The following is a 22,089-nucleotide window of genomic DNA, read 5'->3' as shown; positions in this document are numbered from 1 at the left end:
GACATCCTGGTGGAAAACTTCAAGGTGGGCGGCCTGCGCAAGTACGGGCTGGACTACGAAAGCTTGAGCAAGGTCAATCCGCGCCTGATCTATTGCTCCATCACCGGCTTCGGGCAGACCGGCCCCTATGCGACCCGGCCGGGCTATGACTTCATGATCCAGGGCATGGGCGGCCTGATGAGCATCACCGGCGAACGCGACGATGCGCCCGGCGGCGGTCCGCAGAAGGCGGGCGTCGCGGTGGCGGACCTGATGACGGGCATGTATTCGGCCGTCGGCATCCTGTCCGCGCTGTTCGAACGCGAGCGCAGCGGCCTGGGGCAGCACCTGGACATGGCCTTGCTCGATTGCCAGGTGGCCATGATGGCCAACCAGAACCTGAACTACATGACGTCCGGAGAGGCGCCGCGCCGCGCCGGCAATGCGCACCAGAACCTGGTGCCTTACCAGGTGTTCGCGGTGAATGACGGCCACATGATCGTTGCGGTCGGCAACGACAGCCAGTTCCGCGCATATTGCCGCGTGATCGGCTTGCCGGAATTGGCGGACGATCCGCGCTTTGCCACCAACCCCGGACGCGTGGTCAACCGCGAAGCGCTGGTGCCCATCCTGGTGGAACGCATGGCGCAGGGCGCCCGCGACCATTGGCTGGCCGAGCTCGAACGCGCGGGCGTGCCCGCGGGGCCGATCAATACGCTGGACCAGGTCTACGAGGATCCGCAGGTGCAGTTCCGCCAGATGCGCCGCGAACTTTCCCACCCGGCGGCCGGCGTCGTGCCCATCGCCGCCAGCCCGCTGCGTTTTTCCGGCAGTCCCGTGGAATATCGCCGCGCGCCGCCGATGCTGGGCGAACACACTGAACAGGTGCTGCGCGAACGCTTGGGCTTGTCCGACGCCGACATCCAGGCGCTGGCAGCCGGCGCGGCGTAACAGGCAAGCAGCCGGGGCAGGAAGCCGGGGGCAGGAAGCGGAGGCAGGAAGCGGAGGCAAGAGCCCGCGGCAAGAACTCCGCCAAGAACCGGCGGCAAGAATCCCCAGCAAGAACCGGGGCAACAAGCGGGCCGTCATGGGCCCGGGCCCATGATAGGGCGGGAACGAATAGCGGAGGCGGACATGATGCCAGGCATGCAAAGCGGCCACGGCCATGTGGCCGCCAGGCAGGCGTCCATCGAACGAATGTCCGCGAGATGAATGACGGGTACAGGAGCAGCTATGGCAGATATCGATATCATCGGCATTGTTGGCGCGGGCGCCATGGGGTGCGGGATCGCGCAGATCGCGGCACAGGCGGGCCTGACCGTCCGTTTGCATGACACCAGCGCCGATGCGATCGGCGCAGCGCGCACCAGCTTGCAGCAGACCTGGGCCAAGCTGGCCGAAAAGGGCAAGTTGACGCCGAAAGCGGCTCAAGAAGCCCTGGCGCGCATCGTGCCTTGCACGGCGCTGGCCGAACTGGCGGACTGCCAACTGGTGGTGGAGGCCATCGTCGAACGCCTGGACGTCAAGCGCGAGGTCTTCCAGCAGCTGGAGGCCGCGGTAGCCGACGACTGCATCCTGGCGTCGAACACATCTTCGCTGTCGATCACCGCGATCGCCGCCGCCTGCCGCCTGCCTTCGCGGGTCGTGGGCTACCACTTTTTCAATCCCGTGCCGTTGATGAAAGTGGTCGAGGTCATCGATGGCCTGCGCAGCGATCCCGCCGCCGGCGATGCCCTGATGCAATTGGCGCACCGCATGGGCCACACGCCGGTGCGCGCGCGCGACATGCCCGGTTTCATCGTCAATCACGCCGGCCGCGGCATGAATACCGAAGGGCTGCGCGTGGCCCAGGAATCCGTGGCGACGTTCGCGCAGGTCGATGCCATCATGCGCGAGCAGGCCGGCTTCCGCATGGGGCCTTTCGAGCTGCTGGACCTGACGGCGCTGGATGTATCGCATCCGGTCATGGAATCGATCTACCGGCAGTTCTTCGACGAACCGCGTTTCCGTCCGTCGCCCATCACCACGGTTCGCCTGGCCGGCGGCCTCGTGGGCCGCAAGGCGGGCGAAGGCTTCTACCGGTACGTGAACGGCCAGAAGCAGCTGCCTGCCGAGCCTGCCGTGCCGGCCTTGCCGCCCGGCCTGAAGGTATGGGTAAGCGGCATCCATCCGCAGGGCCACGCCGCGGTGGCCAGCCTGCTCGACGGGATGGGCGGGCATCGTGTAGCGAGCAGCCGCGCTCCGGACGATGCGCTTATCGTCGTCACGCCCTACGGCGAGGATGTCTCCACCGCCGTTTACACGCAGGACCTGGATCCGGAACGCACCGTCGGCATCGACGCCTTGCATGGCTTCGATCCCGCGCGGCGCCGCACGGTCATGACGTCTCCCGCCACCTTGCCGCAGTGGCGTGACGCCGCGCATGCGGTTTTCGCCTCGGATGGCGCGCCAGTCACCGTCATCGACGATTCGCCGGGATTCGTCGCGCAGCGCATGGTGGCCACCATCGTCAACATTGCATGCGACATCGCGCAGCAGCGCATCGCCACCGCTGCCGACATCGACAAGGCCGTCACGCTGGGCCTGGGCTATCCCATGGGCCCGCTGGCCATGGGCGACACCTTGGGAGCAGGCCGCATCCTGGAGATCCTGCGCAACATGGAGCGCGTTACCGGCGATCCGCGCTACCGCCCCAGCCTGTGGCTGCAACGGCGCGTGCAGTTAAGGATGTCCTTGCTGGAAGGGTAGCGGGGCGGTCCCGCGCCGAGTGGCGCGGGGCTCGGCGGAACTTTCGCAGACAGCGAGACGCTAGAACACCACCAGGTTGTCGCGGTGCACGAGTTCCGGTTCTGTCATGCTGCCCAGCAATTCCGCGATGCGCGATGAGGGCTGGCGCATGATGCGGCGGGTTTCTGCCGCCGAGTAATTGACCAGGCCGCGGGCGCATTCGCGGCCTTCGGCATCCACGCATGCCACGACGTCGCCACGCTCGAAGTCGCCTTGTACTTCGACGACGCCGATCGGCAGCAGGCTCTTGCCTTCCCGCAGCAACGCGCGCACGGCGCCCTGGTCCAGCACCACCCGGCCGCGCAGCCGCAAGTGATCGGCCAGCCACTGCTTGCGCGCCGACCAGACCGGCAACACCGCACGCAGTTCGCTGCCTATGCATTCGCCCTGCGACAGGCGCACCAGTACGTCCCGTCCCCGGCCCGAGGCGATCACGGTATGCGCGCCGCTATGCGCGGCGCGTTTGGCAGCCAGGACCTTGGTCAGCATCCCGCCGGTGCCGATGCCGCTGCCGGCGCCGCCGGCCATGGCTTCCAGCGCGGGATCGCCCGCTTGCGCATGCGACACGAAACGCGCATCCGGCTGTTTGCGCGGATCGGCTTCGTACAGCCCGCGCTGGTCGGTCAGGATGATCAGCGCATCCGCTTCGATCAGGTTGGTCACCAGCGCGCCCAGCGTGTCGTTGTCGCCGAAACGGATTTCGTCGGTAACGACCGTGTCGTTCTCGTTGACGATGGGCACGACGCCCAGCCGCAGCAAGGCGAACAGCGTCGATCGCGCATTCAGGTAACGGCGGCGGTCCGCCAGGTCTTCGTGCGTAAGCAGGATCTGCGCGGTACGCAATCCATGTTCGGCGAAGGCGGCTTCATAGGCCTGCGCCAGGCCCATCTGCCCCACGGCCGCGGCGGCCTGGAGCTCGTGCATGACAGAAGGGCGCTTGCGCCAGGCCAGGCGGGCCATGCCTTCGGCGATGGCGCCGCTGGAAACCAGGACGAGCTGCTTGCCCTGTTTGCGCAAGGCGGCGATCTGCTGCGCCCAGTGGGCGACCGCGGCGCGGTCCAATCCCCGGCCTTCGTTGGTGACGAGCGTGGATCCTACTTTTGCCACCAGGCGGTTGGCGGCGGCGATGACGGATACGGCGTTGGTGTCGGCGGTCATGACGAATGCCGGAGCGTAAACGGATGGGTCGCGCCAGGGCGCGGACGGCGCCGCGATACGCGGCGGAGGATTGCGATTATGGCTTATTCGTCACCGCCGCGCGGATCGGCATCCGAGCGCGTATCGTCGAAACGAGGATCTTCGGCCACATATGTGCCGTCGGCCTGGTCCTGAGCGATCTGGTCTTTTTGCTTTTCTGCGTCCAGGTAATCCTGCAGGGCCCAGATCAGGTCCTGGGTGCCGTCGCCGGTCAGCGCGGAGACGGTATGGACGGGCCCGGACCAGCCGAATTCCTTGCAGAAGCGCGTCTTTAGCGTCGCCGCTTCTTCGGGCGGGACCATATCCAGTTTGTTCAGCACCAGCCAGCGCGGCTTGGCGGCCAGATCCGCGTCGTAGCGCCGCAGTTCTTCGACGATGGCACGCGCGTTCTCGACCGCCTGGGGAATGGGATCGGCGTCCGGATCGGGCGACGATACGTCCACCAGATGCAGCAGGACCCGTGTGCGCGCCAGGTGGCGCAGGAACAAATGGCCCAGGCCGGCGCCTTCCGAAGCCCCTTCGATCAGTCCGGGAATGTCGGCCCCCACAAAGCTGCGCGAGGCCGTCGTGCGAACCACGCCCAGGTTGGGGTGCAGGGTCGTGAAGGGGTAATCGGCGATTTTTGGCCGGGCGTTTGAAATCTTGCTGATCAGCGTCGATTTGCCGGCATTCGGCAGGCCGAGAAGGCCGACATCGGCCAGGACTTTCAGTTCCAGGCGCAGGCGCCGTTGTTCGCCTTCCTTGCCGGGCGTCCACTGGCGCGGCGCGCGGTTGGTGCTGGACTTGAAATGCAGGTTGCCCATCCCGCCTTGCCCGCCGGCGGCCAACACGACTTCCTGACCATGCCGGCTCAGGTCGAACAGCTGTTCGCCGGTATCCGCGTCATGCACGATGGTGCCCACGGGCACGCGCAACACGATGTCGGGCGCGGCCGCGCCGTATTGGTCGGATCCGCGGCCGTTTTCTCCGTTGCGGGCCCGGTGCAGGCGGGCATAGCGGAAATCGATCAGCGTATTGATATTGCGGTCCGCAACAGCCAGGATGCTGCCGCCCCGGCCGCCGTCGCCCCCGTCGGGACCGCCCTTGGGAATGAATTTTTCGCGGCGAAAGCTCGCCACGCCGTTGCCGCCTTTGCCGGCAATGACTTCGATGGTGGCTTCGTCGACGAATTTCATGATGGCGATGCGCGCGATACCGCGCGACCTTTCGGATTGAAACGATTAAACAGCAAAGTCCCCGGTGCCGCACCGGCAAGCCGGTTTACCGTTCCGGGGTTTGGCGCGGTCCTGCGCCCGGGCAGGCCGCAGCGCCTTCGGTTGGCCGCTCCCTGGGAGCATATCCGCTACGGAGCGGCCCGGCGACAAAAAAACCCTGCCGCACGCGACAGGGTTTTTTGCGGTGCGGATCGGAAATCGCGCGCTTATTCAGCAGCGACGATCGATACCGTCTTCTTGTTCAGCGCGCCCTTGGTGCCGAACTGCACCTTGCCGTCGACCAGCGCGTACAGCGTGTGATCCTTGCCCATGCCGACATTCACGCCGGCGTGGACGCGGGTACCGCGTTGACGAACGATGATCGAGCCGGCCGGGATCAGTTGACCGCCGTAGGCCTTGACGCCCAGTCGCTTCGATTCTGAATCGCGACCGTTCCGCGTAGAGCCGCCGCCCTTTTTCTGTGCCATGTTTAGCTCCTGCTATGGATACCGGTGCGCGTCAGGCCGTGATGGCCTCGATGCGGATTTCGGTGTAGTTTTGACGGTGGCCCTGATGCTTCTGATAGTGCTTGCGACGGCGCATCTTGAAGATCGTGACTTTGTCATGCCTGCCATGCGCAAGAACGGTCGCCTTGACCACGGCGCCGGCGACGATGGGCGTACCAACTTTCAGCTGGTCGCCTTCGCCCACGGACAGAACCTGGTCCAGGGTGATTTCTTGCCCAATGTCAGCAGGTATCTGTTCTACCTTGAGTTTTTCGCCGGCTGCGACACGATACTGCTTGCCGCCGGTTTTTATGACCGCGTACATGGGTAATTTCCTATAAGGGTGATCCAGCGCCTGAAACGCTGAACTCGTGATTCTAGCCCGGGCGCCTGGCGATGTCAAAAAGTCCCGGCAGGGCAACGAGTTACGTGTCGCGCCAGCGGTACGGGCGGCGGGCCGCCGACCGCATTCCCCGCCGGTCCCACCCGTATCGCCCGCCGGCCTGTCGCGGGATCGGCAAGCGTTCGCGGCGGGCGCGGTGCTGTCAAAGTGACACCGTATAATTCGCTGGACCCCGGCCGGCTTGCATGGCGGGCGCGGGCCTGCTTCATGAGCCTTGGCGCTCGTCTTCTACCACCCGGACTCGTCTTGAATCTCCCCGAGCTTATTGCCCCTGTTGCCGACGACATGAAGGCCGTTGACGCCGTCATCCGGGCCCGGCTGAATTCCGACGTCGTGCTCATCCGGACGATAGGCGACTACATCGTCGGCGCCGGCGGCAAGCGCATGCGCCCCGCCTTGCTGCTGATGATCGCCCGCGCCCTGGGCTACACCGGCACGCATCACCATACCCTGGCCGCGGTGGTCGAATTCATCCACACCGCGACCCTGCTGCATGACGACGTGGTCGACGAATCCGACCTGCGGCGCGGGCGCCAGACGGCCAACGCGGTCTTCGGCAACGCCGCCAGCGTGCTGGTGGGCGACTACCTGTATTCGCGTTCCTTCGAAATGATGGTCGATGTCGACTCGATGCGGGTCATGGCCATCCTGTCGCAGGCCACCACGGTCATCGCCGAAGGCGAAGTCCTGCAACTGTTGAACGTGCACGATCCGGATGTCTCGCAGGACCGCTATCTGCAGGTAGTCCGCTACAAGACGGCCAAGCTGTTCGAGGCGGCCGCGCAGGTGGGCGCGGTGCTGGCGAAGGCCACGCCGGAACAGGAACAGGCCGCCGCCGCCTACGGCCGCCATATCGGCACGGCCTTCCAGCTGGTCGACGACGTCCTGGACTATGGCGGCGACGCCGCCGCACTGGGCAAGAACGTCGGCGACGACCTGCGCGAGGGCAAGCCCACCTTGCCGTTGATACGCGTGATGGAAGTGGGTACGCCGGCACAGCGCGAGCTGGTGCGTACCGCCATCGAAACCGGACACGCCGACTTCGAGGCCGTCGCCGCCGCCATTCACGCCACCGATGCCCTGAGCCACGCCATGGAAGCCGCCCGCGCGGAAGCCGAATTGGCGCGGCAGGCACTGGCCGGCTATCCCATTTCCGTTTATCAGCAATCCCTGCTAGAATTCTGCGCTTTCGCGGTAAACCGCGATCGATGATCGATAGATCGATAACGGGGCGTAGCTCAGCCTGGTAGAGTACTGCGTTCGGGACGCAGGAGTCGGAGGTTCGAATCCTCTCGCCCCGACCACCCTTGCAAGGGTCGGTCATTCCCGAAATCATTGGTGCAGGGTTCCGCTTTCTTTTCCGCAATATCCCGCGGGCAGGAAAGCAAGGATCCCGCGCCGAGACGATAAGCCGAAGCTGCTCGCGCAGTTTCGGCTTTTTGTTTTCCAGCTGGCGCCACGACCGGCGGAGCTCATCGTCGATGAGCTATCTGCTTTACCGATACCCCCCATCCAATAAATTCAGTTCCCGGAATAAGCGTTCCTTCTTACGCTATCCCTGTTCCGCCACGCCGGCGAAGGGCGGACAACCCAGGCTCACCGCGAGCAGGCGATAGGAAGTGGCAGAAATGGAAAGCGCATCGAGAGGTCCGGACTACGTCGAACGCAATCGCCTGTATTGGCGGCGCAACCTGGCGGTCTGCGTGTTCGGCTCTTTCACTACGCTGGTCAGTCTTAGCATGTTGCTGCCTTTCCTGCCGTTGTATGTGGCGCAGTTGGGAGAGACCGCGCCGGCCGCGATCGTGCAATGGTCCGCGGTGGCGTTCGGCGCGACATTCTTCGGTACCGCCATCACGGCACCGCTGTGGGGGCGGCTGGCGGACCGCTATGGCCGCAAGCCCATGCTGGTGCGCGCGGCCATCGGGATGGCCGTTGTGATGTCGCTGATCGGCCTGGCGCAGACCGTGACGCAACTGGTGCTGCTGCGTCTGGTGGCGGGCCTGATCGGCGGCTATGCGTCGGCCTCCATCGTGATGATAGGCACGCAGGCGCCGCGCGAACGGGCCGGCTGGGCGCTGGGCGTGCTGTCGACGGGAGCCCTGGCCGGCAGCCTGGTCGGCGGATTCCTGCCTGGACTGGTGGGCATCCGCGGGACGTTCTTTGCCGGTGGGGCGATGATCGCCGTCGCGGCCATCGCCACTATCGTGCTGGTCAAGGAAGACTTCGACAGAATCTCCGACGCCAGGCTCCGCAGCACGGCGGACGGCCTTCGTGTCGACGGGCCCCGGCGCATCCTGCTGTTCGCCCTGCTTGCCACGGCCATGATGGTGTTGCTGGCCAATATGTCGATCGAGCCCATTATCACGGTCTACATCGGTCATCTCGGCGTAGGGCCGCAGGCGCAGGCACGCACCGCGGGCATCGTCATGGCGGCATCCGCCCTGGGCAGCATGCTGACCGCGCCAAGGCTGGGTGCGCTCGCCGATCGCGTCGGCAGCTGGAACGTGATCGTCGGCTGCCTGGTGTCCACGGCGATACTGATGGTGCCGCAGGCGCTGGTGACCGAATGGTGGCAGCTGGCCATCCTGCGCGGCCTGATGGGCATGACCATCGCGGGGCTATTGCCCTCCATCGCCAAGCTGGTGCGGCAGACCACCGCCGATGGACATTCCGGCAAGGCGCTGGGTTATCTGCAGTCCGCGCAATTCAGCGGGCAGGTCATCGGCCCGCTCATGGGCGGGCAGGTCGGCGCGCATATCGGCTTGGGATCGGTCTTCTACGTCACCGCGGCGCTGCTGCTGCTATGTGCCGCGCTGAATCAATGGGCCAAGACCCAGGCGGCCGCCGTGGCGGCCGGCCCGCGCAGTGCGGGCATCACGATGTCATGATGCCCTGACGTCAAGCACGTGAAAGGTGGCCGCGCGTATCATCGAATCTCCTTCGGCAACCGGAAGTTCGCCATGGCACAAGACAAGTGGTCTTCCAGGCAGTACCTGATATTCGAGAACGAGCGCACCCGTCCGGTGCGCGACCTGCTGGCCGCCGTGCCCGTCGCCGAGGCCCGCGAGGTCATCGACCTGGGCTGCGGGCCGGGCAATTCCACAGAGGTACTGGCGCAGCGCTTTCCGTCGGCCAAGGTGTCCGGCCTGGATAGCTCGTCGGACATGATCGCCGCCGCGCGCAAGCGCATGCCGCAGGTGAATTTCGAGGTGGCGGATATCCATACGTGGAAGGCGCCGACCGCCTACGATGTGATTCTGTCGAACGCGGTGTTCCAGTGGGTGCCCGGCCACGAAACCCTGTTTCCCGCCCTGGTGGCCAAGCTGGCGCAGGGTGGCAGCCTGGCGATCCAGATGCCGGATACGATGGAAGAGCCGCCGCATCGCATGATGCGCGAGCTGGCCGCGGAGGGCCCCTGGTCGGGCAAGTTGAAGGACGTCAGCCAGGCGCGCACCGCATTGCAGCCGGCGCAATGGTATTACGAGCTGCTCCAGCCGCATTGCAGCCGGGTGGATATCTGGCGCACCACCTACTATCACGTGCTGCGGGACGGGCCATCCGCCATCGTGGAGTGGTTCAAGGGCAGCGCGTTGCGGCCGTTCCTGGATCCGCTGGACGAAGCGGAAAAGCAGGAGTACCTGGCCCGCTATACCGGGATGATCGAGAAGACCCACCGGCCCGTGGCGGACGGTTCGGTGCTGCTGCCGTTCCCGCGCCTTTTCATGGTGGCGACGCGCTGAAGCGCCCGTTACCCGCGGGCCTTCGCGTCGGCCCGGTAAAGGCCCGCGGCGTGGCAGCGGTCCCGATGGAGTGCCGGCAGTACGTGCGGCCCCTGAAACGGCCGCACGCTCGCCGGGCGATTACCATGCGCCGCAGTATTGGCCGGCCCGCTCCTTGATGGACGGCGCCAGCCGTTCGAACGCGATCAGGTAGATCGCGCCTTCCGACGATGCCGTGGACCCATGCACCGTGCCGGCGGGCAGGTCGATGACATCGCCCTTCCTGCACACATAATCGACGCCGTCGGCGTAGACGGTCAACGCGCCGTCGACGATGATCAGCGTTTCATCCGTCGGATGACTGTGCGTGCGGTGCTCTTTGCCGGGTGCGTCGCGCTGGACTTCGATGCAGCCCTGCCGCGGCAGCAGCGCCCGCAGCCCGGTGGCCAGATCGATGTCGCCTAGCAGTCCCTTGATGATTTCCATGGTGTCCTCGCTTTCAGATTTCGGTTTCGGATGCCAGGTCGGCGGCGCGCATGGCGTGGAAGGGGCAGCCGGAGACCGGCCGGTTGTCGTCCCCCAGGAAGTACTGCTTGTACTCGCGGTTGGCGGAATCGCCGTAGGCACCCAGGTCGGCCGACGGCGGGATCATGTCATAGGTCGCCAGGCGGTCGCGCACTTTCGAGACGCTGGCATCGCGCGCGCGCTTGCTGCCCAGGATATTGTCGAAGACCCAGCGCGGCTGGAAGGTAATCATGAACGAACTGGCCCGGCGGCTTTGCCGCTGCACGTGTGCCGGCGTATTGCATACGACGAAGATCGGTTCGCCGGCGAAGCAGAATTCCCACTGCGGCGAATCCAGTTCCGCCGGGATTTCGGCCGGCCATTCGCTGTCGTCCAGGGATGCGAGCTGGCCGAGCAGGGCCCAGAACTTGGCGCGATAGGCCTCCAGCGGCAGCAGCGGGCGCGGCCGGAAGAATACGATCAGCGAGGTGTTGGGGCCGTAGGTGCGCGATTCGGCGACGTAGGCGCGCAGGTTGCGCGCCAGCCCCTCGATGTCGTCCTCGTCGAGGAAAAGATAGCGCAGCTGGTCGGCGCGATATCCCGCCACGCCGAAGATGCAGGGGAATGCCCGCGTATCGCTGTTAAGGGTGCTGGCCAGTTCCTGGAAAAGGATGGCCTGCCAGGTGCCGCCGGTGTGGCGTTGTTGGACTTGAATACGGCTGAGATAGTCTTTCACGGCTTTGTCTACCCATTCAGGTGGAGGGAACTGAATCGACTTGCCATGACGCGCGCGCGGCGTGATGCCGCACCGGCGCGATGAGGGGGGGTTAAGCTTGATGCGCCATGCGCATCGCAGCCGCGCCGATACAGCCCAGGGCCGAGACGGCCGCCATGAATAGAACGAATCCGGTATAGCCCTGGGCGGTGTAGGACAGGTGGCCGGGACTACCCGTGGCCGAGGCGGCCAGCAGTGATCCGACGAGCGGCTGCACCAGCGCGGCCGTGATCCCGGCCAGCGTGGTGTTGAAGGAGGCTCCGATGCCGATCATTTCGGTGGAGTACAGCTTTCGTACCGCTTTCAACACCAGCGGTACGGTGCCGCCGGCCACAAAGCCCAGGACGCTGAAGCAAGCGATGGCGTAGAGGTAACCCAGCGATGCCAGCAATGCCGGAAGCAAGGTAAGCAGGATCGCGGCGCGCACCAGGCAATTCCACAGCAGCGCGCGCCGCACGTTGCGGACGCGATCGGACAAATGGCCGAGCAGGATGGAGCCGGCCACGTTGCTTACCAGGAAAGCCAGGATGCAGGTGCTTGCCTGGTCCTTGCTGATCGACAGCGTATCGCGGACCATGGGCAAGCCCCATACGCCAGATAGTGTAGTGACTGAAGCGAAGTGCGACGCGAAGACGATCGCGCATCCCCAGCTGCCGGCATTGCGCAGGCGGGTGCGGAACAGGCGCAATGTCTGCCGCAGCCTGGGCAGCAGTTCCTTCGCCGCCAGCGGGGCCTGGTCCGTTCGGGGGAACACGATGGCCGACGCCGCAAGGTTGAGGGCGATGACGCAGGCGACGATGGCGAAGCATTCGCGCCATCCCACCGCGGACACGGCGTAGGCCAGAGGGGTGGTGGCGATGGCGCCGCCCAGGTAGCCGGATACCTGCGACAGGCCCGACATCAGGCCGAAGCGGCTTTGCTTGAACTTCAAGGCCACCAGCTTGAGCATGGCGGTGAAAACCAGCGCGTCGCCGCAGGCCACGACCAGGCGCGCGGCGAAGGCGGCTGGAACGCTGTGCGCCAGGGCAAAACACGCCGTACCGGTCAAGGAGACCAGCAGGCTGCCGAGCAGGACGCGGCGCACGCCCAGCGTATCGACCAGGATGCCCGCCGGGATCTGCATGGCCAAATAGCCATAGAAATAGCCCGAGGCCAGCATGCCCAGGCCGGCGGCGTCGATGGAAAACGACGCGGACAGTTCGTTCAGCATGGATTGCGGCGCAAGCCGCTGCATGAACGCGATCGAATATGCCAGGGCGATCAGGATCCAGGACGCGTAGACGCGCGCGGTCGGCCGGTCGCGGTCCAACGGCAGCGACGGGGTGGAAAGCGATGCGGCCTTGCTCATGACAATGTCGGTCGGCGGACGATACCCAGTGAGAACAGTGCGTCGGAGGAGTGGGGGGCCAGCGTCGAGATGCGCTTGCCGACGTGTACCGCCACGCCGCGATAGGACGGCTTGCGGTGCTTGATATGTCCGTAGACGTCGCGCATGACCAGCGCGGGCAATTCCAGGACGCGATCGGGATACAGGCGCTTGGCGGCCAGCACCGCGAGGGCCAGCAGGCCGGCCCGTCCGCCGTTTTCCTTGGGCGGGTCGGCCTGCAGGTCCGGCACGACCTCGGCGCAGCGACGCGCGTTGGCCAATGCCACGATGGCATTGCGGGTCCGCCAGCAATACAGCAGCCGCGATTGGTGCGGCCGCTGGCGGAAGGCCTCAGCGAAGATCAGATCCGTGACGTCGCTGTACAACCCCAGGCCGTGGTAGGGTGGCGCCAGTTCGGTACCGGATCGGTACAGGCAGAGGTCGCCGTTCATATCGAAGTACTGGTAAATCGAAAACCCGACGAGCTCCTTATCGGCATGAACGAGTACCAGGCCATAACCGCTACGGAAAGGACTATGGGTCGGCGTCCAGTGCGGTTCGGTGACATCCCAATTCATACCGATAAGGCGATTGAAGGCTTCCATGGTGGAGGCGCGATCTTCCGCCGGAAAATCCTCGGCCCTAGGGAACGACCTGAGGGAGACGGTCTTTCCGTTCGAGAGAAGCTTTATCGGCATCGCGCAGCCCTGCCTTCTATATCGTTCTAGTGAAATACTTTTGGAACCGTTCGTCCCGCCGCGCGTTTCGCGCTCGGGTACCGCATACGCCGGTTCTTCCCCCATGGCAGCGGAATTCTCAGCCATCCGTACTAAAAGGTTCGCCGGTTTACGGTCAATTTTCGATAGAATTGGGCCAATGCCCAAGCCCGTCCCCATTCGCATCGCCGAGTCATGCAAGCGCCCGTCATCGCAGTAGTCGCCTTCGACCGGATCAGCGCCTTTCACCTGTCGGTGCCCTGCGCGGTATTCGGGACATATGGCGGCGTGCAGGGCGCGCCCAGGTTTTCCCTGAAAGTGTGCTCGGCCGAAGGGGCATCCCTGGCTACCACCACGTCCGGCTTTTCGGTCCTGACCACGCCATCCCTGGACATCACCCGTACGGCGGACGTGGTCGTGGTGCCCAGCTGGCGCGACCCGCGCGAGACGCCGCCCGCCGCCCTGGTCGATGCGGTCGCCGCCGCCAGCGCCCGGGGCGCGCGGATTGTGGGGCTGTGCCTGGGGGCCTATGTGCTGGCGGCCGCCGGCATCCTGGACGGCCGCCGCGCCACCACGCATTTCGCCTGGGCCGATCATTTCGCCAGCCAGTACCCTCGCATCAAGGTCGAGCCTTCGGTGCTGTACGTCGATGACGGTACCGTCACGACATCCGCCGGCACGGCGGCAGGCATCGATTGCTGCCTGCACATCGTGCGCTCGCTCTACGGCGCGAAGGTGGCGGATTTCGCCGCGCGGCGCCTGGTCGTGCCGCCGCACCGCCATGGCGCGCAGGCGCAGCTGCCGCCCCAGCCGTTTTCCACCGAAGGCGCGGGCTTTCGCCTGGCCGAGCTGCTGGACTGGCTGCGGGGAACCATCGTGGAAAAACACACGGCCGACAGCCTGGCGGAACGCCTGGCCATGAGCCGTCGCACCTTCAATCGCCGCTTCCTGTCCCTGACGGGCTGCAGCCTGAGCGAATGGCTGTTAGCCGAACGGCTGCGGCTGGCGCAAAAGCTGCTGGAAACCACCGACCTTCCGCTGGAAGTGATCGCCGCGCGCGCGGGCCTGGGCAGCGGATCGTCGCTGCGCCAGCACTTTTCCCGCCATTTCCAGATAGCGCCGTCGGCATATCGTCGCCAGTTCAAGCGGCAGGCGTGATGCCGTTCAGGGGATGTCCTTCCGCAACTGCTTGAACCAGCGCGGCTGTTCGGCTTGCTGGATGGTTTCCTGCAGTTTCAGGCCGTGCATGTCCAGGAAGTCGCGCGCCGTGGCCATTTGGATCAGCCGCTGGATGTTGTCGTTGACTGCGCGGCAAACCTGCGGCAGCGCGTTTTGCATCGCCGCCCGCAACGCGTCGAGGTCTTCGTCGACGGCTCCGGGTGGCGAGGCGTCGATCGTTTTGCGTTGCAGGGCGACCGCGGCCAGGCGCTGGTCGATCGTGCACAGGTGTTTATGGACCAGGCGTTCGAACCGCGTCCAGAAGATTCGCGGCCCCACCCTGAAGACATCCATGTCCGACTGGCGCGGCGCGGCGAACAACTGTCCATCGGTTTTCATCAGGCCATCGAGCGCGCCATAGAAACGCCCGCGATCGTTGACGATGTGCTCGCGCCACTGGTCCGCGCGCTCGGTAAGCCGGGGCGCGACACGGCGGATAACCGATTGCAATGGCGCCCATACGGCCAGGAACTCCAGGTAGCCCTTGTTCCTGGCCTCCGCGATCCGCGCGCTGGCAGCCCGGGCGTCGGCTTCGGTCACCAGGGAGAGGTTCACGAATTGCATCCTGAACTGCATGGCCGGCAGGTGCACCGACCCTTGCAGGCGCGTATGCAGATGCAGCCACTGCTCGACTTCTTCGAACTCCATGTGGCTTTCGCGCGCGCGCCTTTGCAGTTCCGGCCTGAGGTCGGCGAAAAACTGCGTCAGGGTGTGCACGTTCAGCATGTCTTCGGCGTGGTGCATCAGTTCGATAAGTTTTCGGTCATAGGCGCCCGCCGCCACGTCCGCATTCAGGGACGCGATGTGCAGGTTGTTCAGCGTGTACAGGATCTGATCGTTGCAGGAAGCGGCGCCTTCGCGGGCGATGCTCAGGCATTCGTCGCGGAATCGGTCGTTACCGGGTTGGCACATCTTCGCGAGCAGCGCCGCGAAGCGTTGGTGGAACACCGGATCCGGTTGCCGGCTCCAGGCAACGTGCACGCGGTCGATCAAGGCGCTTAACGCGGCCGCGCCATTAGCGTCAGCCTCCTGGGCCCGCCGCCATGCGTCGCCGGCATGGGCCGGCGCCCGTGGGATGTCGCCCGACAAGGGCGGGGCAAACCATTTGGCGGCTGCCTTTTCCAGCGCGTCCTTGGGGTACAGCCGCGCCATGACATCGTTGGACCAGCCCGCGCGCTCCATTTCCTCTACGGGCACCATGCCGACCAGGGTTTCCGGGAATTCGGTGACGAAGCGGGTGGCTGCCCGGAAGGACTCGACATAATCGGCGTCGACCTCTTCCAGTTCCACGTCCGGCGGCAGGCCGGCACGCAGGCCTGCGTTGTCGCATACCGTCCTGTCCAGGACGAGATGGCGCAGACCGGGGCCGTAGCCGTCGGGTGGGATGGCGATGGGATTGCCCGCCAGGTCCAGCCGGTCCAGGGTGGGCGGCAGACGGTTGGCGGGCGGAAACGCCGTCAGCGCGTTGTCGGCCAGTATCAGCCAGGTTAGCCCGGGCAGTTCCCGCAGCGGCGGGCATTCGCGCAGGTTGAGGGAGTTCAGCCGCAGCGGTTGCTCCGGGTTGTCCGCGTCGTTCCAGACGTTGACCAGCTCCCACACCGTGGCGCGCTTTTCGTCCGTCGCGGCGGGGGCGCGCAGGTAGGCTTCCATGCTGTATTGCCAGGACGGGATGTCGTCGCCCAACTGTTCGCGGAAGGTCAGGGCGGAATACTCCACGCACCCCAGGCTGGGCGCCAGGCAGGGGCGCCCGGTGTGGTCGGCGAAGAACGTCGCCAGATCGGCGAACAGGTCTACGGCCTGATAGCGCTGCGACAGCTCATCGGGGAGCAGATCGTCGAACGGATGGGAAGACGAGTCCGTGGAAGATGCATCGGTGGGCACGGACGGCCATTGCACGGCGAAATGAATAATCCGCTCGTCCTCCTCGGCCCCATCGTCGAGCAAGGGCGCGGCGTCCCGATGGCTGTCCAGGTTGACGAAGGCGATCAGCGGCCGTTCGTGGACAGGGATGTCGCAGGTGGACAGGGCGCGCAGCAGGGCGGCGCCGATGTCCGTGCCGTCGATGATGCGCAGCGCGGTTTCCAATTGCGCGCTATGGCGGGCGTCGGGCTCGTCGCCCGCCTGGACGGTGAGCAGGCCCCAAAGGTTGCGCAGGCCCGGCTCGTCGCCGCGCGGTGACGGTTCCGCGGCCGGCAGGACGGTGCCGCCGGCGCTGATTCCGCTGAGTGCTGTCGTCATGGCCGCCTTGCCTCCGGACGTTGCGCCAAGGCGGCGCCGGCGCGGGTTCGCGCGCGGCCATGGCCGGAAAGTTGTCTCATGGTTGGTGTCCTCCCTTCGAGGCGCGTTGAGTGCCGGTCGCCTTCCGGCCTGTTCCCTGGCTGCATGGAACGCGCGTGGTGGAACGGGAACGCGCCGCCGCGGCCGTCGGCTCCGGGTATGCGGAAGGAGGGTTTTTTCCGTAAAGGATGTACGTGGAATACGCCGAAGCAGGTGGACGGGTAACAGGGCGGCTGGTAAAACAGGGCGGATGCGACTCGTGAACTGGAACATCCAATGGGGCCGCGGCGTGGACGGCAGGGTAGACCTGGGCCGCATCGTCGATGAGGCCCGGCGGCTGGCGGACTTCGACGTCCTCTGTTTGCAGGAGGTCACGCGCGGCTTCCACGGCGATGCGGGCGCTGGTGGCGGCCTGCCGGGCGGTCCGGACGCCGATCAATTCGCCACGCTCGCGGCGCTGCTGCCCGGGTATACCGTGCTCTGCGGGATCGGCGCGGATCTGCCGCCGGCGCGGCCAGGCGCGCCGCGCCGGCAGAATGGCAACGCCATCGTGACGCGCTATCCCGTCGGGCCGGTATTCCGGCACAGCCTGCCGTGGCCGTCCGACCCCGCGGTCAAGTCCATGCCGCGCATGGCGCTGGAGGCCGTGCTGCACAGCGACCTCGGACCGTTGCGCGTGACGACCACCCACCTGGAGTTCTATTCGCCATCGCAACGCCTTGCGCAGGCCGATGCCTTGCACGATCTGCACGTGGAAGCGTGCGGACACGCGGCGCGGCCCAGTCCGCATGGCGATCCCGACAGCCCCTTCGCCGCGGTGCAGCGCCCGCTTACCGCGCTGCTCTGCGGCGATTTCAACAGCGCGGTAAGCGACCCGGCGTACCGGCGCATGCTGGATCCGATGCCGGCGGGCGTGCCGTCGTTGGTCGACGCCTGGCGGGTCCGGCACGGCCAGGCCCCGCACGCGCCGACGGTGGGCGTGCACGATCATGTGCAATGGCCGCAGGGGCCATTCGCCTGCGACTTCGTCTTCGTCACGCCGGACCTCGCCGCCAGGGTGGTCCGCTGCGACGTCGATGCGCAAAGCGCGGCGTCGGATCACCAGCCCATCGTCCTGGAATTCCGCTGATATGGGGCCGCCGCGCCTGGACGCGACGCGCCGGTGGGGGCGGGTCCTGGGATGGTTCTGCGCCGCCGTGCTGATCCTGGCGGCAGTGGTGGGGGGGACGGCCTGGTGGGCAATGCGGGCCAGCCTGCCGCGGCTGGATGGCGACGTCGCCGGCACGGGGCTGTCCGTGCCCGCGACCATCGAGCGCGATGCGCGGGGCAGTGTGACCGTGACGGCGGCCAACCGCCTGGACCTGGCCTACGCCACGGGCTACGCGCATGGCCAGGATCGGTATTTCCAGATGGACTTGTTGCGGCGGGTCGCCGCCGGCGAGGTCGCCGCGCTGGTCGGCGCGGACGCCATTCCCCTGGACCGGCGCAATCGCATGCATCGCTTCCGCGCCCGCGCGCAGGCTGCCTATGCTGCATTGCCGCCCGGCCAGCGCGAATTGCTGCAGCGTTATGCCGATGGCGTGAACGCGGCGCAGGCGGCGCTGCCGGTATGGCCGTTCGAGTATGGCGTGCTGGGCGTGCGGCCGCAGCCCTGGCGGCCGGAGGACACCCTGCTGGTGGTGGACGCCATGTATCTGGATCTGCAGTCCGCGGAATTGAGCCGTGTGCTATCGCGCGGGTTTTTGCGGGATGCGGTGGCGCCCGACATGCTGGCCTTCCTGACACCGCGAGCGAGTGCGATGGACGCGCCCCTGGATGGGGTCGCCGTCGGCACGCCCCCCTTGCGCGTGCCGCGCGGACGGCCCGCGTGGCTGGATGGTCCCGCTCGCGCGCGCTCCGGCGCGGCGCCCGCGGAGAAGCGCGCCGCTCGCGCGGGCGGTCCGCTGCTGGCGGGCATCGTGCCGGATGAGGCCGCGGTGGGCGATGCCGAGGTGGGCAGCAACGCTTTCGCCGTGGCCGGTTCGCATGGCGTGGACGGCGCCGCGCGGGTGGCGAACGATATGCATCTGGGGCTGCGGCTGCCCAACATCTGGTACCGGCTGACGCTGGTGTTGCAGGGGCCGCAGCCGCGCCGCGTCAGCGGCGTCAGCCTGCCCGGCGCGCCGGTGGTCGTGGCGGGCAGCAACGGCGATGTGGCCTGGGGCTTTACCAACAGCTACGGCCACTACATCGACCTCATACATCTTCAGCGCGATCCCGCGGACCCGCGCCGCTATCGCGGCCCGGGTGGCGAATGGGAAACGGCCGTCGAGCACGAGGAATGGATACAGGTGAAGGGCGGCGCGCCCGTGCGCCGTACCGTCCTGGAGACCCGCTGGGGACCGGAGCTGGCGATCGGCGACGACGCCTACGCCGTCGAGTGGGTCGCCTATCGCCCGGACGCCGCCGACCTGGGCCTGATGGGCATGGAAACCGCGCGCGATGTGGGCGAGGCGCTGCGCGTCGCGCAGAACGCCGGGGTGCCGACCCAGAACATCCTGGTAGCCGACCGCGGCGGTCATATCGGCTGGACGCTTGCCGGTCCGTTGCCGCTGGCCACGCGCGACCCGGAAGGCTACCCCGTGGAGGCCGCGAAGGCGGCCGCGCCCGCCGGGCGCTTGCCGCCGGAACAATATCCGCGCATCGTCGACCCGCCCTCCGGCCGCCTGTGGACCGCCAATAGCACCCAGCTGGGGGACGCCGCGCGCCAGCGCCTGATCGGCGATGGCGGCGCGGACGTCGGACTGCGTGGCGGGCAGATCCGCGAGGGACTGTTCGCGCGCGACACTTACGACGAGGCGGCCTTGCTGGCGATCGAGCTGGACGACCGGGGGCTGTGGCTGGAGTTCTGGCGCCGGATTGCGCTGGACGCGCTGGATACGAACGCGCTGGCGGGGGACCCGGACCGTGCCGCGTTCCGCCGCATCCTGCTGCAATGGAACGGCCGTGCCGATATCGACCAGGCGGGATACACGCTGCTGCGCGATTTCCGCGAAACGCTTTACGGTGCCTGGTTCTCGGGGCTGGACGAGCGTTTGTCGGCGCGCGCGCAGGAGTTCGCGCCGGCGATCTCGGTGGGCCGTGCCTCGTCGCGGCTGGAGGCCGTCATGCGCGCGCTGGCCGGGGCGAAAGCGTGGATCCCGGCGCCTTACGCCGATTGGCGGGCCTTCATGCTGGCAACCATCGACGAGACGATCAAGCGCAACCGGCCGCGGGGTGCACCGCTGGAGCAGGCGCGCTGGGGCGAGCGCAACAGGCTGGAGATCGGGCATCCGTTCGCCGGCTTGCTGCCCGCATCCCTGCGGTCGTGGTTCTCCGCGCCGGAGCAGGCCGTGCCGGGCGATACCAATATGCCGCGCGTGCAACGGCCGTCATTCGGCGCGTCGGAACGCTTCGTGGTGGCACCCGGCCGGGAGGCGCAAGGGGTATTGGAGATGCCCGGCGGCGCTTCGGGCCATCCGATGTCGCCGTTCTTCCTCGCGGGGCACGAGGATTGGGTGGAGGGGGCCGCGTCGCCCTTCATGGCCGGGGCTGCCGCGCACACGCTGACGTTGCGGCCTTGATGGCACAGAACTCGGCGGTGCCGCAGGCGCGGCGCGTGACGCCGAGCGCGGATCGCGCGGCATGCAGATGCCCGGCTGCGGGCGCGCCGCGCCGGCGCTTTATTCCGCCTTGACTTCGTAGGCGGTGAAGCGGGCGAACGGCAACGTGGTGGTGGCGTTGACGTTCCAGCTTTGCTTGTCCGGCAGATTGAAGGTCTGGGCCGAGGTGGTGCCGATGACATTGCCCTGGCTGTCCTGCAGCTGGAACAGCACCGAAACGCGATTCAGCGTCTTGCCCGTGTCGTTGTGCACCGTGGCGCGGATGTAGGTGGTGCCTTTTCCGGTGTCCTTGACCGCCGCCAGGTTATCTATCGTGACGCCCTGGGGCAGCGATTGCGCCGCGGCGTTCAGGGCGGCCGCGGCGAGGATGGCGATGGCAAGCAGGCGTTTCATGGTTGTTTTCCCGCGATAAGGCGTCGCCGCCAGGATATCAGCGGGCGACCGGTAATTCGAATCGTAGCGGAAGTCCGGTGATGCGTTCGAGCGCTGCCGGGTCGACATCGCCGAACAGGTCCGTCACGTACACGCCGTCCGCGCGGATATCGAAGACCGCGACGTCCGTATAGACGCGCGATACGCAGCGCACGCCCGTCAGCGGATAGGTGCATCGCGGTACCAGCTTGCTCTGGCCTTCGCGCGTGGTCAGCTCCATCATGACGAACACTTGCTTCGCGCCGCTGGCCAGATCCATGGCCCCGCCCACGGCCGGGATGGCGTCCGCGCCCCCGGTGTGCCAGTTCGCCAGGTCGCCCTCGACCGAGACCTGGAATGCGCCCAGCACGCAGATATCCAGATGTCCGCCGCGCATCATGGCAAACGAATCGGCGTGGTGGAAGAAGGAAGTGCCGGGGACTTGCGTCACCGGCTGCTTGCCGGCATTGATCAGGTCGTAGTCCTCCTGGCCCTTGGCGGGCGCGGGGCCCATGCCCAGCATGCCGTTTTCCGTATGCAGCACGATCTCGCGGTCGGCCGGCAGGTGATTTCCCACCAGCGTCGGCAGGCCGATGCCCAGGTTCACGTAGGCGCCCTCCGGAATGTCCCGGGCGACGCGGGCGGCAATCTGGTCGCGGGTCAGTTTGGCGCTCATGCTTGCTCCTTGGCGGCGGCCGCGTCGATGCGCACCACGCGCTTGACGAAGATGCCAGGGGTCACGATCGCTTCCGGATCCAGTTCCCCCAGTTCGACGATTTCGCGCACCTGGGCCACAGCGACCTTGGCCGCGCTGGCCATGATGGGACCGAAGTTGCGTGCGGTCTTGCGATACATCAGGTTGCCCCAGCGGTCGGCGCGGTCGGCCTTGATCAAGGCGTAGTCGGCGTGCAGCGGCAACTCGAAGACATAATTCTTGCCGTTCAGTTCGCGCGTTTCCTTGCCCTGCGCCAGGGGCGTGCCGTACGCGGTGGGCGTGTAGAACCCGCCGATGCCGGCGCCGGCGGCGCGGATGCGTTCGGCCAGCGTGCCCTGGGGAACCAGTTCCAGTTCGATTTTGCCGGCGCGATACAGGCCGTCGAAGATTTGCGAGTCCACCTGGCGCGGAAACGAGCAGATGATCTTGCGCACGCGGCCGGCACCCAGCAGGGCGGCCAGCCCCGTGGTGCCGTTGCCGGCGTTGTTGTTGACGATCACCAGGTCTTTCGCGCCTTGCTCCAGCAGGGCATCGATGAGTTCGACCGGCTGGCCGGCCGGCCCGAAGCCGCCAATCAGGATGGTGGCGCCATCCGGGACATCGGCCAGCGCCTGGGCTGCGCTTTCTACGAGTTTGGAAATCATCGACGGTCCGAAAACATGGGGAGGTTCTACAATCCCGG

The 22,089-nt window shown here is 66.6% G+C and carries 20 protein-coding genes and 1 tRNA gene; 9 read left to right on the top strand and 12 right to left on the bottom strand.

Annotated features, from left to right (window positions below; genetic code table 11):
- A partial coding sequence (locus ACO1P8_RS03400) for a CaiB/BaiF CoA transferase family protein (RefSeq protein WP_486294517.1) occupies positions 1–930 on the top strand: 930 nt, incomplete at its 5' end.
- A 282-nt stretch (positions 931–1,212) separates the two neighbouring features.
- A complete protein-coding gene (locus ACO1P8_RS03395) occupies positions 1,213–2,727 on the top strand; it encodes a 3-hydroxyacyl-CoA dehydrogenase (RefSeq protein WP_486294516.1) in 1,515 nt (504 codons plus the stop codon).
- A gap of 60 nt (positions 2,728–2,787) precedes the next feature.
- Here the strand turns inward: ACO1P8_RS03395 and proB are convergent, their stop codons facing one another.
- From proB to rplU, 4 genes are all read right to left on the bottom strand, one after another.
- Positions 2,788–3,924 (bottom strand): glutamate 5-kinase, encoded by a 1,137-nt coding sequence (gene proB, locus ACO1P8_RS03390; protein ID WP_486294515.1) that lies wholly within the window; start codon positions 3,922–3,924, stop codon positions 2,788–2,790.
- Between the two features lie 83 nt (positions 3,925–4,007).
- Entirely contained in the window at positions 4,008–5,138 is a 1,131-nt protein-coding gene (gene obgE / locus ACO1P8_RS03385; RefSeq protein ID WP_486294514.1) for a GTPase ObgE, read from the bottom strand.
- Positions 5,139–5,383: 245 nt separating this feature from the next.
- On the bottom strand, positions 5,384–5,644 hold the full coding sequence (rpmA, locus tag ACO1P8_RS03380) for a 50S ribosomal protein L27 (RefSeq protein ID WP_486294513.1): 261 nt from the start codon (positions 5,642–5,644) through the stop codon (positions 5,384–5,386).
- Between the two features lie 31 nt (positions 5,645–5,675).
- Positions 5,676–5,987, bottom strand: coding sequence for a 50S ribosomal protein L21 (gene rplU / locus ACO1P8_RS03375; RefSeq protein WP_066631807.1), 312 nt, complete (start codon positions 5,985–5,987; stop codon positions 5,676–5,678).
- A gap of 324 nt (positions 5,988–6,311) precedes the next feature.
- Here rplU and ACO1P8_RS03370 point away from each other — a divergent pair, with 324 nt between their 5' ends.
- The 4 genes from ACO1P8_RS03370 (at position 6,312) to tam (ending at position 9,805) form a co-directional block, all read left to right on the top strand.
- Entirely contained in the window at positions 6,312–7,277 is a 966-nt protein-coding gene (locus ACO1P8_RS03370) for a polyprenyl synthetase family protein (RefSeq protein WP_094839682.1), read from the top strand.
- Positions 7,278–7,292: 15 nt separating this feature from the next.
- Positions 7,293–7,369: transfer RNA gene (locus ACO1P8_RS03365), tRNA-Pro, on the top strand.
- 324 nt (positions 7,370–7,693) lie between these two features.
- Positions 7,694–8,953, top strand: coding sequence for an MFS transporter (locus tag ACO1P8_RS03360; protein WP_486294512.1), 1,260 nt, complete (start codon positions 7,694–7,696; stop codon positions 8,951–8,953).
- Positions 8,954–8,971: 18 nt separating this feature from the next.
- On the top strand, positions 8,972–9,805 hold the full coding sequence (tam, locus tag ACO1P8_RS03355; protein WP_486294511.1) for a trans-aconitate 2-methyltransferase: 834 nt from the start codon (positions 8,972–8,974) through the stop codon (positions 9,803–9,805).
- 120 nt (positions 9,806–9,925) lie between these two features.
- Here tam and ACO1P8_RS03350 read toward each other — a convergent pair whose 3' ends face one another.
- From ACO1P8_RS03350 to ACO1P8_RS03335, 4 genes are all read right to left on the bottom strand, one after another.
- The gene (locus ACO1P8_RS03350) at positions 9,926–10,270 is read right to left on the bottom strand and encodes a cupin domain-containing protein (RefSeq protein WP_486294510.1); all 345 of its coding nucleotides are present in this window, start codon (positions 10,268–10,270) and stop codon (positions 9,926–9,928) included.
- 13 nt (positions 10,271–10,283) lie between these two features.
- The gene (locus ACO1P8_RS03345) at positions 10,284–11,024 is read right to left on the bottom strand and encodes a YqcI/YcgG family protein (RefSeq protein WP_486294509.1); all 741 of its coding nucleotides are present in this window, start codon (positions 11,022–11,024) and stop codon (positions 10,284–10,286) included.
- A gap of 91 nt (positions 11,025–11,115) precedes the next feature.
- On the bottom strand, positions 11,116–12,411 hold the full coding sequence (locus ACO1P8_RS03340; RefSeq protein ID WP_486294508.1) for an MFS transporter: 1,296 nt from the start codon (positions 12,409–12,411) through the stop codon (positions 11,116–11,118).
- Entirely contained in the window at positions 12,408–13,034 is a 627-nt protein-coding gene (locus tag ACO1P8_RS03335) for a hypothetical protein (protein ID WP_486294507.1), read from the bottom strand. The genes ACO1P8_RS03340 and ACO1P8_RS03335 overlap by 4 nt, the downstream gene beginning before the upstream one ends.
- Positions 13,035–13,340: 306 nt before the next feature.
- Between ACO1P8_RS03335 and ACO1P8_RS03330 the strand changes: the two genes are divergently transcribed.
- Positions 13,341–14,303, top strand: a complete 963-nt coding sequence (locus tag ACO1P8_RS03330; RefSeq protein WP_486294506.1) for a helix-turn-helix domain-containing protein — start codon at positions 13,341–13,343, stop codon at positions 14,301–14,303.
- 6 nt (positions 14,304–14,309) lie between these two features.
- Here ACO1P8_RS03330 and ACO1P8_RS03325 read toward each other — a convergent pair whose 3' ends face one another.
- Positions 14,310–16,601, bottom strand: a complete 2,292-nt coding sequence (locus ACO1P8_RS03325) for an NEL-type E3 ubiquitin ligase domain-containing protein (protein WP_486294505.1) — start codon at positions 16,599–16,601, stop codon at positions 14,310–14,312.
- A 289-nt stretch (positions 16,602–16,890) separates the two neighbouring features.
- Between ACO1P8_RS03325 and ACO1P8_RS03320 the strand changes: the two genes are divergently transcribed.
- Both ACO1P8_RS03320 and ACO1P8_RS03315 read left to right on the top strand, forming a co-directional pair.
- Entirely contained in the window at positions 16,891–17,769 is an 879-nt protein-coding gene (locus ACO1P8_RS03320; protein WP_486294504.1) for an endonuclease/exonuclease/phosphatase family protein, read from the top strand.
- A gap of 1 nt (position 17,770) precedes the next feature.
- The gene (locus ACO1P8_RS03315; RefSeq protein WP_486294503.1) at positions 17,771–20,242 is read left to right on the top strand and encodes a penicillin acylase family protein; all 2,472 of its coding nucleotides are present in this window, start codon (positions 17,771–17,773) and stop codon (positions 20,240–20,242) included.
- A 99-nt stretch (positions 20,243–20,341) separates the two neighbouring features.
- Here the strand turns inward: ACO1P8_RS03315 and ACO1P8_RS03310 are convergent, their stop codons facing one another.
- The 3 genes from ACO1P8_RS03310 to ACO1P8_RS03300 are packed head-to-tail and all read right to left on the bottom strand — an operon-like array spanning position 20,342 to position 22,051.
- Entirely contained in the window at positions 20,342–20,674 is a 333-nt protein-coding gene (locus ACO1P8_RS03310) for an FxLYD domain-containing protein (RefSeq protein WP_094839692.1), read from the bottom strand.
- Between the two features lie 37 nt (positions 20,675–20,711).
- Positions 20,712–21,368 (bottom strand): 3-oxoacid CoA-transferase subunit B, encoded by a 657-nt coding sequence (locus ACO1P8_RS03305; protein WP_486294502.1) that lies wholly within the window; start codon positions 21,366–21,368, stop codon positions 20,712–20,714.
- Positions 21,365–22,051: a 3-oxoacid CoA-transferase subunit A gene (locus ACO1P8_RS03300; protein WP_094839694.1), complete on the bottom strand. Its 687-nt coding sequence runs from the start codon at positions 22,049–22,051 to the stop codon at positions 21,365–21,367. The genes ACO1P8_RS03305 and ACO1P8_RS03300 overlap by 4 nt, the downstream gene beginning before the upstream one ends.
- Positions 22,052–22,089: the final 38 nt, after the last annotated feature.

Source organism: Bordetella sp., from assembly GCF_057362025.1.
This window is presented reverse-complemented; position numbering and strand designations above follow the sequence as displayed.